8 protein-coding genes are annotated in these 12,349 nt (G+C 63.8%); 7 read left to right on the top strand and 1 reads right to left on the bottom strand.

Annotated features, from left to right (window positions below; genetic code table 11):
• Positions 1-4,170, bottom strand: a 4,170-nt coding sequence (locus VFZ66_03710; GenBank protein HEX6288267.1) for an AMP-binding protein, incomplete at its 3' end; no start/stop codon positions are given.
• A 342-nt stretch (positions 4,171-4,512) separates the two neighbouring features.
• Between VFZ66_03710 and VFZ66_03705 the strand changes: the two genes are divergently transcribed.
• The 7 genes from VFZ66_03705 (at position 4,513) to VFZ66_03675 (ending at position 12,161) form a co-directional block, all read left to right on the top strand.
• On the top strand, positions 4,513-5,436 hold the full coding sequence (locus VFZ66_03705) for a radical SAM protein (GenBank protein HEX6288266.1): 924 nt from the start codon (positions 4,513-4,515) through the stop codon (positions 5,434-5,436).
• A 213-nt stretch (positions 5,437-5,649) separates the two neighbouring features.
• Positions 5,650-5,916, top strand: coding sequence for an AbrB/MazE/SpoVT family DNA-binding domain-containing protein (locus VFZ66_03700; protein ID HEX6288265.1), 267 nt, complete (start codon positions 5,650-5,652; stop codon positions 5,914-5,916).
• On the top strand, positions 5,910-6,233 hold the full coding sequence (locus VFZ66_03695) for a type II toxin-antitoxin system PemK/MazF family toxin (protein ID HEX6288264.1): 324 nt from the start codon (positions 5,910-5,912) through the stop codon (positions 6,231-6,233). Before VFZ66_03700 ends, VFZ66_03695 begins: the two co-directional genes overlap by 7 nt.
• Before the next feature lie 341 nt (positions 6,234-6,574).
• Positions 6,575-7,396: a hypothetical protein gene (locus VFZ66_03690; protein HEX6288263.1), complete on the top strand. Its 822-nt coding sequence runs from the start codon at positions 6,575-6,577 to the stop codon at positions 7,394-7,396.
• A 230-nt stretch (positions 7,397-7,626) separates the two neighbouring features.
• Positions 7,627-8,331, top strand: a complete 705-nt coding sequence (locus VFZ66_03685) for an MBL fold metallo-hydrolase (protein ID HEX6288262.1) — start codon at positions 7,627-7,629, stop codon at positions 8,329-8,331.
• A gap of 415 nt (positions 8,332-8,746) precedes the next feature.
• Positions 8,747-11,239 (top strand): PAS domain S-box protein, encoded by a 2,493-nt coding sequence (locus VFZ66_03680; GenBank protein ID HEX6288261.1) that lies wholly within the window; start codon positions 8,747-8,749, stop codon positions 11,237-11,239.
• A gap of 394 nt (positions 11,240-11,633) precedes the next feature.
• Positions 11,634-12,161, top strand: a complete 528-nt coding sequence (locus tag VFZ66_03675; protein ID HEX6288260.1) for a hypothetical protein — start codon at positions 11,634-11,636, stop codon at positions 12,159-12,161.
• Positions 12,162-12,349 lie beyond the last annotated feature (188 nt).

Here is a 12,349-nt window from a genome sequence, read left to right as displayed (position 1 = left end):
GTCGAGCTTGACCGCATCGGGAATAACGTGCAGCGTGCGGCCAAAGATCAGCGTCGGGAAGATCTGGTTGACCGAGATGTCGAAGCTGATCGAGGTGATCAGGCCGGTGCGTTGCACCTGGGGATCGGCGAAGTAGGCGCGCAGACCGTAGACCAGATTGATCAGGCCGCGCTGCGTGACCATCACGCCCTTTGGTCGGCCCGTGGAGCCGGAGGTGAAGATGATATAGGCCAGGTGGTCGGGCAAGACCACACGGGGAGGATTGGTGGTTGGCTGCGCGGCGAGGCGCTCCCAGTCGGCGTCGAGGCAAAATACCTGCGCCTGATGTTCCGGTAGGCGCTCGACGAGCGCAGCCTGGGTCAGGATCACGGGCGCGCGGCTGTGCGACAGCATGTACTGCAAGCGCTCGGCGGGATACGCCGGATCGAGGGGCACATATGCGCCGCCCGCCTTGAGGATCGCCAGCATGCCGACGATCATCTCCAAGGAGCGCTCGACACACAGCGCCACCAGCACATCCGGCCCGACGCCCTGCGCCCGCAGATAGTGGGCGAGCTGATTCGCCCGCGTGTTCAGCTCGGCGTAGCTCAGCGCTTGCCCATCGAAGACGAGCGCGAGTACGTCGGGCGTGCGCGCCGCCTGCACCTCGATCAGCGTATGCACGGCGGCGGCGCGCGGATACTCGGCCTCGGAGCGGTTCCATTCGACGAGCATCTGCTGCTGCTCGGCCTCCGTCAGCAGCGCCAGATGGGCGATCGGCTGCTCCGGGTTGGCCGCGATGCTTGCCAGCAAGGTCTGGAAATGCCCCACCATGCGTGCGATCGTCGCGGCGTCGAAGAGATCGGTGTTGTACTCCACCGCGCCGCTGAGCCGATCGCCCTGATCCCACATGAACAGAGTCAGGTCGAACTGCGCGATCTGCTGATCGAGCGCGACCGATTCAAGATCGAGGCTGCCCAGCCGCAGCCGCGCTCCGGGCGCTCCCAGCGTCGCCGCGCCGACGCCATCCTGCCGCGCCTGCGTGGTCTGGAGCGCGAAGACGACCTGGAAGAGCGGGTGGCGGCTCGGATCGCGATCGGGCTGTAGGCGCTCCACGAGCAGCGGCAGCGGGTAATCCTGGTGCGCGAACGCGCCGAGCACGGTCTGCCGCACCTGCGCCAGCAGCGATTGGAACGTGGGATGACCCCCGAAGTCGGCCCGCATCGGCAGTAGATTGACGAAGTAGCCGAGTAGCCCGGCCCACTCGGCCCGGCTGCGCCCGGTCGTCGGCGATCCGACCAGGATGTCGCGCTGGCCGGTGTAGCGATGCAGCAGCGTTTGAAAGGCCGTCAGCAGCGTCGTGTAGAGCGTGACGCCCGTCGTCTGCGAGAGCGCTTTGAGCCGCTGCGTCAGGCTGGCGTCGAGCGCAAAGGCGCGCGTCGTGCCGCGATAGCTCTGCACGGCGGGACGCGGACGATCGGTGGGCAGATCGAGCGTTGTCGCGGCATCGGCCAGGTGATCCCGCCAGTACGACCAGAGCCGCTCGCCCTCGGCACCGGCAAGCATCTGCGCCTGCCAGCGCGCATAATCGACGTAGCTCAGCGCGAGCGGCGCGAGCGGCGCTGCATAGCCCGCGCGCTCGGCGGCATAGAGCAGGCCCATCTCATGCATCAGCAGATCCAGCGACCAGAGATCGGCGATGGTGTGATGGATCGCCAGCAGCAGCACGTGCCCGGTCGCCTGGCTAAACAGATTGATCCGCAGCAGCGGCCCGCGCTGGAGATCGAAGGGCCGCCGCGCCGCCGCGCTCAGCCGCTCGTGAATCATCTCCAGGCTCCAGCCAGTCGCGTCCTCGATCTGGAAGCTGATCTGCGGCTCGGTGTCGATCTGCTGCACCGGCTCTCCCGCGCGATCGGCAAAAGTGGTGCGCAGCGCGGCATGACGCTCGGACAGCCGCGCGAAGGCCCGTTGCAGCGCCGCAGCGTCGAGCGCGCCCCGCACCCGCACGGCCTGCGCGATCGTGTACGCGGCGCTCTCCGGAGCGAGCTGGTGCAGAAACCAGAGCGCGCGCTGCCCCGCCGAGAGCGGATGCGCGCCAGTTGGCGCGACCGGCTCGATCGGCTGGGCGGTGCCCGCTGCTGCCTGCGCGCCAATGTCGGCGGCAAGCTGGCCGATGCTCCACTCTTGCAGAAACGCCGCCATCGGCACGACGATCCCCAGGCCAGCCTCGACGGTATGTTGCAGCTCGACCGCCATCAGCGAGTCGAGGCCCAGGCCGCTCAAGGGCTGGTGCGCATCGATCGAATCCGGTACGACGCGCAGCACCCGCGCCACCTGCGACCGTAGATAGGCTTCGAGCGCCGCCTGGCGCGACGCCGACGGCAGCGCCAGCAGATCGGCGGGCAGCAGATCGATCGTCGGCTCCGGCTGTGTGGTTGCCTCGTGGACGCTGCTGCCGATCGCGTCCAGCGTCCCGGCCAGAAACGCGGCGCGGCAGGCGTGGCGCTGGATCTTGCCGCTTGAGGTCTTGGGCATGCCGCCGGGCTTCAGCAGCACCACCGCGTAGGCTTGCAGCTCGTGCTGCTCGGCGACCGCCTGACGCACCGACCCGGCCACCTGTGCGATGTCGGCATGACGCTGCTGGCGCTCGACCTCGCAGACAACTACCAGCCGCTCTTCGTCGTCCACGTCGACCGCGAAGGCCGCCGCAGCGCCCGGACGCAGCGCGGCATGGCTGCGCTCCACGGTGTGCTCGATGTCCTGCGGGTAGTGGTTGCGGCCACGGATGATGATCAGGTCTTTCAAGCGCCCCGCAACAAACAGCTCGCCGTCGTGGAGGAAGCCCAGATCGCCCGTGCGCAGGAACGTTCGCGAATCGCCGTCGATCGTCGTGTGGAACGAGCGCTCAGTTTCTTCCTGGCGGTTCCAGTAGCCCTGCGCGACGCTCGGCCCGGCCACCCAGATCTCGCCGACGCGATCCGGCGGACACGGACGCAGCGTGTCGGGATCGACGATCCGCACCTGCTGATCGGGCAGCGCTTCGCCGGAGCCGACCAGCATGCGTGTCGCTCGATCGTCGCCTGCCGCCGCGACAACCTGATGCTCTGCGAGCGCCGCAGCCTGGAATTCCCGCACCGTCGGCGGCGCGTCCACACGCCCACCGGAGACGATCAGCGTGGCCTCGGCCAGACCGTAGCACGGATAGAACGCCTCGCGCCGGAAGCCGCACTCCGCGAACGTGGCCGCAAAACGATCGAGCGTCTCGGCGCGCACCGGCTCAGCGCCATTGAAGGCCACCCGCCAGCTTGAAAGATCGAGCGTCGCGCGCTGCTCCGGGGTGATCTTGCGCACACACAGATCGTAGGCGAAGTTCGGCCCGCCGCTGGTGGTAGCTTTGAAGTCGGAGATCGCTTCGAGCCAGCGCAGCGGGCGCTGCAAGAACGCCAGCGGCGACATGAGCGTCACCGGAAAGCCCGCGTAGAGCGGCTGCAAGATCCCGCCGATCAGGCCCATGTCGTGGTACGGCGGCAGCCAGATCACGCCCCGGCTGTCGGGCGTGTGCCCGAAGCCGTGCTCGATCAGCGCCAGGTTATGCAGCAGGTTGGCGTGGGTCAGCATCACGCCCTTGGGCGCGGCGGTCGAGCCGGAGGTGTACTGCACAAAGGCCAGCGTGTCGCCGCTCAGCGCGGGTGGCCGCCACTCGTCGGCCAGCCCGTCGGCCAGACTATCGGTTGGCACCCAATGCAGCGATTGAAAATCGGCTGCCTGTGCCGCGAGCGCCGCGCCCAGCGCAGCGGTAGCCTCTGTGGTCAGGGCAATACGCGGCTGTGCATCACGCACGATCGCACGTAGCCGCTGCGGCAGCGCACGGTCCAGGCGGGCAGAGGTCGGAGGATAGGCGGGGATCGCCACGACTCCGGCGTACAGGCAGCCGAAGAACGCGGCGATATAGTCCAGGCCCGGCGGGTAGAGCAAGAGCGCGCATGTTCCTGCCGCGTCTGCCTGTTGCAGCCACGCGCCGATCGCTCTGGCGCGCAGATCGAGTTCGGCATAGCTCAGGCTGCTTGTTTTGGTTGTGTCATCGGCGAGGAACGTGTACCCGCACCGATCCGGCTGCCGCGCCGCGCGACCACGTGTAAGCTCAACCAATGTGGCATAGCGCGGCGTTAAGTTAACGGCTGATCCGTTCATTGGGGGGCCAATTAATCATGGTGTTCGTGATGACGCTGCATCCCTAGCCTCACAGTCGGCTGCGATCTCTCCAGCGCTCGATGGGATACAGGATCGTGAAAGAAGATAGCGGCTGCTAAGGTACATACCCTCGAAAAGTTAAAGACAATATAAAATAATTGCCGGGGTATGTCAACTCATCGAGGCATGAGCATATCAAGGTATCGGGCTACACACAGCTCAAAACCCGCATGTTAAACACACCAGCTACACACGATGGGTTCACTGCGATAGGGCCTTCATGATCGCCAGCACCGCCGATTGCCTGGGCCAGATCAGTACATTCGTGCTATACTTTAGCGCATGACGACAACGATCGAGCGACAGCCGATGCCAGGACGGCTGGCGGTGAATGCCGTCGAGGCGCGTAGCATCCTGACCGCAACACGCGGCTTTACCAGCGTCGCGGTGCCAGATACCGGCTTTCACTATAGCCTGAATCCGTACCGTGGATGCTCCTTCAATTGCAGCTACTGCTACGCGCCCGCCTTCGTCTTCAACGACGACGCGCGGCGTACCTGGGGCCGCTGGGTCACGGCCAAATCCAACGCAGTTGCTCTGCTGCGCGCCGCAGGAAAGCGCGGCAAGCTGCGGGGCAAGAACGTGTATATGTCGACCGTCACCGATCCGTATCAGCCGATCGAGCGACGGCTGTCGCTGACCCGCGCCTGTATCGAGGCGCTGCTCGACTACCCGCCCCGGCTGCTGACGGTCCAGACGCGCTCGCCGCTGGTGGTACGCGACATCGATCTCTTCGCCCGTCTATCAGGTCGCGTGGCCGTGTGCATGTCGATCACCACCGATGACGAGGCAGTTCGGCGCATCTTCGAGCCTGCCTGCGCGCCGATCGGTGCGCGCCTCGACGCGATTCGCAGGGTGCGCGAGGCGGGCATTCCCACCCAGGCCAGCATCGCGCCGCTGCTGCCGTGCGACGCCGAGCGCCTGGCCGCGCTGCTCGATCCGGCGGTCGATTGGGTGGTCGTCTCCACGTTTCGCGATGACGGCGGATCGGGCGGCAAGACGCGCGCCCTGGCTGCTCAGCTCTACCACCAGCACGGCTACGGCGACTATCTCCACGACGGCGACGAGCAGGCGGCGGCGGTGATCGAGACGCTGCGGCGGGTGCTCGGCCCGCAGCGCGTGCGCGTCGGCAAAGACGGCTTCGATCAGGTCTGCCGCGAGCTGGGCGTGGACGATCCGCCGCCGGAGCAGCTCAGCTTGTTCTAGCGCGTGAAGTGGATGCCGAGCGTGATAGCGAAAACGCCAGAGCGCGGTGCTCAGCAGCCATCCTCTGGCTGTAAAACCTCGCGCCTCAGGATCTTCCCATCTGCTGCTCGTGCTCGCTATTCATATATGACACGCACGCTACTTGACATGGTTTATTGGTGTAAGTACAATGTAATTACAGATCGCTGCTGAGATCCATGGAATGAGGTCGGCATGAACACTGTATTTAAGACCCGCATCGTGAGGATCGGCAACTCGCAAGGCGTCCGTATCCCAAGACTCTTTTTGGAACAAATGCAGTTGGGGGAAGAAGTCGAGCTAGAATTGCAATCCGACCAGATTGTCATCCGCCCAGCACGCCGGACACGAGAAGGATGGGATCAAGCGTTTCAGAGCATGGCAGAGCAGGGGGATGACCAGTTGCTCGATAGCGATGTCCTGCAAGCAAGCGCCTGGGACGAGGATGAGTGGTCATGGTAGTCAAGCGCTTCGACGTCTACCTGGTCAACCTCGATCCAACCATTGGGAGTGAAATCAAGAAAACACGGCCATGCCTTATCATTTCGCCGGATGAGATGAATCGCTATATCGCGACGGTGATCGTGGCGCCGATGACGACGAAAGGACAAGCATATCCATCGCGCGTGGAATGCCACTTTCAAGGGAAAGAAGGTCAAATCGTCCTCGATCAGATTCGGACGGTTGATAAAGCGCGCCTCGTGCGACGGATCGGACGGATCGATGAGCAGAGTCAAACTCATGTTCTTGCCGTCCTGGCTGAATTGTTCGCCGAGTAGTACAACCGCTACACGCAACCTCAACATCGTATGGCGCTAACTCCACTGCTTGTCTATCTAAGATTCTGAGCGAGCAAAGACTTGAGGCTATCCATACTTCTCTACTTCTCTTGCGTTTCTGGTTTGAGCGTAGCTCCACTGATCACGAATCTCATTTATAGAAGTAAGTTCCACTCGAACTCTACCTTATCCGACTCGCCCGAATAGCCCGATCCGCTCATGACTCTTGAAACCTGGCGGAATCCAGCGCCGCGCGGTAGCCTGCTCAGGACACATTCGATCGCCCATGTGTCGCTCGTTTACGCCATGCGCCGCATGCGTTGATCCAAGGAGCATCTTCGATGACCCGTCGTTCCGCCTGTGCTCTGCTTGCGCTGGGATCGTTCCTGCTTCTCCTGACAGCCTGCGCCCCTGGACGCACCCCCAGCCAGGTCGCGGTCGGCGCAACCTCAACGCCAACCGCCGCGCCGCCCGCGCCAACGCCCGTGCCCCAAAAGGCAACGCCCACGCCCAATCCGCCGACCGCAACGCCGCTGCCGCCAACCGCCGCGCCGACGACCACGCCCCACGCGCCGGAGATCGCCGCGCCCGCCGGATGGAATGCGTACGATAAATCGGCGGTCGGCTTTACTTTTGCGCTGCCGCCTCAGTGGGAGGTTGCCGATCTGGATCAGGAAGACGCCGACGAGCTGATCGAGCGCATGCAGCGCGAGATCCCTGAGATGAGCAACTTCGGCGCTTCCACGGGCGATCTCCTCGCCGGTGGCATCAAGCTCGTCGCCTGCGATTGTATGGAAGCCGCGCAGAGCGGCACGATCCCGGCCAGTATGAACGTGATCGTCCAGCCGCTCCCACAGGCGGTGCCGTTCGATCTGATGGTTCGGCAGGCCATCAAGGCGCTCGAAGCGATGCCGTTCACGGTCAAGCCGGTGAAGCACACACGCATTCCGCACCCCAGTGCCGACGCCGAGGCGATCCAGTATCGCATGCGCACGACCGAGGGCCGTACGGTCACGGCGACGCAGTACGTGCTGGCAAACGAGCATCGCCTGATCATCGTCACGATCACCGCGTCGATCGCCAAAGCCGAGCAGCTCACGCCGACGTTCTACAAGATCATCCAGACGTTTCGCCTGACCGCCTACAAGAGCCAGCAGATGTAGCCAGGGATCTCTACTCGATAGCTTGATCGGCGCTCACCGCCTGACGCAGCGAATGATGAGATTCTGGTACACTTTCGTCTATGCGCACACTGGGAGACAACCATGACTGACCAGTACTCGCTCTGGACGTCGTCTGGCAGCGACCAGAACATCATGTAACGAGCCGTTCAGATCAATGCTCACCACAGCGCGATCAAATGTATTGCCGCTTGACCACGACGAGGCACGTCATGCCACCTACGTTTAAATCGATGTTCCCCCACGTGTACGCCATGACCATCGCAGCGGTCAACGTTTTCCTGATCGAAGACGGCTCCCATCTCACGCTGATTGATACCGGCAGAGAGAGCAGCGCCCAGCCGATCCTGAACGCCGTTCGCCAGCTTGGCAGGCAGCCCACCGACATAACCAACATCGTCCTGACTCACTGCCACCCCGACCACGCGGGAGGTCTGGCCGCGCTCAAGCAGCAGACCGGGGCTGCCGCCTGGATGCATCGCGCTGATGCCGAGGTGGTGCGCGGCACCACGCCGATGGTCCGATCGAAGGTTGCGCCGGGCCTGCGCAACCAGATCGTGTACCGGATGCTCATCAAAAATATACTGCCGCACGTACCCCCGACGACGATCGAGCACGAGGTTTGCGACGGCGATGTGCTGCCGATCGCGGGTGGGCTGCAAGCGATCCACACGCCAGGCCACAGCGCGGGCCATACCGCCTTCTTGCTGCGCAGCGACGGCGGCCTCCTCTTCGCCGGTGACGCTTGCAGCAATATCTTTGGCGTCGGCTACAGCGTCGTGTATGACGACCTGCCGGAGGGTCGGCGCTCGCTGGCAAAGCTGGCGACCTTGGAGCCACGGGCGATCTGCTTTGGGCATGGCGGCGTGCTCAACGGCACCGGCGTGCGTAAGTTTCAGCGCGCCTGGCGCGACTAAGCGGCGACAATCGGCAGCCTCGATCGAGGCTGCCGGAGCCGTGGACTCGCGCCGATCACGCCGATAAGTACAGGAGTCCTATCTGCGCCCAGCCAATCAGGTCGATATACAATGTGTGGCCGCTGTGTTATGATTACAGCTACCGCAAACAACCCTGTATTACATCTATGCCTCAAGCTGGTGCCCTTTAATCACAGGAGTTACGCGGCCAAGCTTCCAGCCAGGAGATCTCGGCTTGCGGCAGCAGAGCAGCCGGTGCTGCCTGCTGTGCGCGGCGCGGTCAATCGGCAGCATGGGCGGCACACTATTGCAAGTTGCTTCAGCCCGCGTAATTCCTGCCAACACAGCCTGCTCGCGCAGCTTAAACGATATAGCATGGTCTATAGGATATGGTTAGCCGTACGCGGAGGATGCTATGCCCCGATATTCACGTAGATCCTCTCCGCCTCGACCGGGTCTTTTTTCAATCGGCTCGCTCCCACCGGCCCGCAGGGTACGGCCCGACGCGCCCGGCCTTTCGATTCTTGAGCAGATCAGTGATCTGGTCGCGATCCTCAATCAGCACGCCGCGATCGTAGATCTGAACCCGGCCTACCGACGGGCGATCACAGGCTCATCAGCCAACCTCGTCGGCACGTCGCTCCTGGCGCTGGTCCACCCCGACGACCGCGCGACCGTCCAGGCACAGTGGGCGGCGCTCACGCGAACCGCACAGCGCCTGACCTTTCGGCAGCGCGCCGCCGATGGCTCCTGGCGCTGGCTAGAGGCGCAGGCCGACCCCGTCGTGTGGCGCGGCAGCGCGCATGTCGTCCTCGTGGCGCGTGATGTGACGGCTCAGCGGGAGCACGAGGCGATCCGGCTTCAGCTCGCGGCGATCGTCGAGTCATCTGAGGATGCGATCATCAGCAAGCATCTGGACGGGACGATTGTAAGCTGGAATGCCAGCGCCGAGCGGATCTATGGCTATCGCGCCGACGAGGTGATCGGTCGTTCGATCGCGCTGCTCGTGCCGCCCGATCTGCCGGATGAGCTGCCGCGTCTCCTTGGACGGCTGCGGCAGGGTGAGCGGATCGAGCGCTACGAGACGCTGCGCGTGCGCAAAGACGGCACGCCGATTCAGGTAGCGTTGACGATCTCGCCGATCAAAGACGCTACCGGCACGATCATCGGCGCTTCGACGATCGCCCGCGACATCACCGAGCGCGTCGAGGCCGAGAACGAGCAGCGGCGGCTGGCAGCGCTGGTGCAGCAGCAGCACGAGCGCTTCAGGACGATCCTGACAACCGTGCCGGGCGTGGTCTGGGAAGCCTGGGGCCAGCCCGACGCGGCCACGCAGCAGATCGACTTCGTGAGCGATTATGTCGAGACGATGCTGGGCTACAGTGTGCAGGAGTGGCTGGAAACGCCCAACTTCTGGCTGTCGATCGTGCATCCCGACGATCGCGCGTACGCGGTGCAGCGGGCGAATGAGGTCTTTAGCGCGACTGACGCGAGCGGGAGCGAGTTTCGCTGGATCACGCGCGACGGACGCACGATCTGGGTCGAGGTGCGCTCCGCCCCTATCTATGACGCGGCGGGAAAGCCGGTCGGGATGCGCGGCGTGATGATGGATATTACCGGGCGCAGACGCGCCGAGGAGCGCGAGCGCCTGCTGGTCGAAGCCAGCAGCGTGCTTGCCCGCTCGCTCGACTACGAGACGACGCTGCAAAGTATCGCCAGCCTGGTTGCCTCCACGCTCGCCGACTGGTGTATCGTCGATGTTCTGGAGGAGGACGGCGTGCCGCAAAGCCTGGTCGTGGCCCATCGCGACCCGGCGAAAGTGGCGATGGCGCAGGATCTGTGGCCCTACCGCCCGCGCGCCTGCGCCGCGCGCAGTGTGCTGCGCTCAGGCCAGCCGATGCTGCTGACCGAGATCTCCGACGAGACACTGGCCGCTGAAGCATGCGACGACGATCATCTGCGTCTGCTGGGGAGCCTAGGCCCATCCTCGGCGATGTGCGTTCCACTGATCGCCCGCGACCGCATCCTGGGCACGCTCACCTTCATCATCGACACACCGGGACGACACTATACGCCGGAGGATCTGATCCTGGCTGAGGATCTGGCTAGCCGCGCGGCGCTCGCCGTCGATAACGCCCGGCTCTACCGCGAGGCGCAAGCGGCGCTCCGCACGCGCGACGATTTTCTCTCGATCGCCGCCCACGAACTCAAGACGCCGCTGACTTCGCTGCTCGGCTTTACGCAAATGCTGCTGCGTCGCGCGACGCAGGAGCCGCCCTACACCCTGAGCCGGCGCGATCACCAGGGATTGGAGATCGTCGCGGCCCAGACCAGGCGCCTGCACGACCTGATCGAGGATCTGCTCAATATTGGACGGTTGCGCGCCGGACGCTTAAGCGTGCATCGTCAGGTGATGGACATTGTTGGCTTCGTGCGGCGGATCGTGGCGGACCTGGAGCCGATGCTTGAGCGCCATGCGCTGACGCTGAGCTGTCCCGATCGCGCCCTGCTGATCGACGGCGATCCGCAGCGGCTGGAAGAAGTGCTGCAAAATCTGCTGCAAAACGCGCTCAAGTACAGCCCGTGCGGCGGTTGTATCCATGTGGAGGTGCTGGAGCAGGCGGGCCAGGTGTCGATAGCCGTATCGGATCAGGGCATCGGCATTCCTACCGCCGCTCAACCGCGCCTCTTTCAACCGTTTTATCGCGCGCCGACGAGCGCCGCAGCTAATATCAGTGGCACCGGCATCGGCCTGTACGTCGTCAAAGAGATCGCGACGCTCCACGGCGGCTCTGTCGACGTGCAGAGCGCTGAAGGCCAGGGCAGCACCTTTACGGTGCGGCTACCGCTGCATCAGCACGCCGATGACACCGCAATGCCAGATAAGGCGCGTGCTCGATCCTCGTAGGCGCTGCGCCCTGTCCGATCATCCCGATCGACAAACTGCCGTCGCGATTGTCACCGCTAACCCGTACCATCTTGTCCTCGCACCGCCGATGCGACCCGCCGCCGGGTGGGCACCGCGCGGCGCTTCGCTGCCCCCGCGCACGTCTGGTCCTGGTGATCGAAACCTGAAGTACTACACGATAGCAAGTACCATAGTACTCCTAGAAGTACCGGTTAAAATCGTGTAAAAAAAGAGGACAAGAAGCACCACATACCCAATCCCGGCTACTCCACGCTCATCCTCAGGAAGGAGCACTAGCACAGACCATCTCTGCCCAACCTGATCACACCCATCGTCCAGCCCTGGTGTGGAACCCCCATCAGGAACCCTGATCCGTTGCTTGGAGGAATGTATCATGAAACGATTCGCCACTCCGGTCGCAATCGCACTCCTCGTGATTGCCAACCTGTTCGTCGGTACCGAGGCCTTCGCCCATCGCTGGGGCTCGTGGCACTGGAACCGCTACGGCTCGTCTGTCACCATCAACATGTATAACACGGCCTCCTATCGGGCCGAGGCGAGCGGCGCGATCAACGACTGGAGCAGCAATACGATCCTCTACAACCCGCAGATCGGTTCGCACACCGACGTTCATGTCTTCGACGGCAACTATGGTGCCACCGGTTGGGCCGGCCTAGCCCAGATCATGAACTACAGCGGCAGCCACATTCTGCACGCTCACGCGCGCATCAACTACTACTACTCGATGAGCTCCGGCTACAAACGCGGCGTCTTCTGCCAGGAAATCGGCCACGCTTTCGGCCTCGACCACTCCAACACCGGGAGCTGCATGGGCCTCGGCTACTGGGCAGGCAACGGCTACTACACCAACTCGCACGACTGGAACGATATTTACAGCATGTATCGCTACACCCACCACTAAGCTCAGTCGCCGTACTTTAGTCGCCTAAGGAGACATCGATTATGAAGGTTACGCGCATTATCATCGGCGCGCTGAGCGCCTCGCTGTTGGGTCTGTCGCTGCTGGCCTTCGCGCCCAGCACCACCACGAGCGTTCCCCAGTGGCACGCTACCTGGCTCTATCATCCCCGGACGCTCGGCGAGGCCAAG

The sequence above is a fragment of the Herpetosiphonaceae bacterium genome (assembly GCA_036374795.1).
Taxonomy (GTDB): domain Bacteria; phylum Chloroflexota; class Chloroflexia; order Chloroflexales; family Kallotenuaceae; genus LB3-1.
This window is presented reverse-complemented; position numbering and strand designations above follow the sequence as displayed.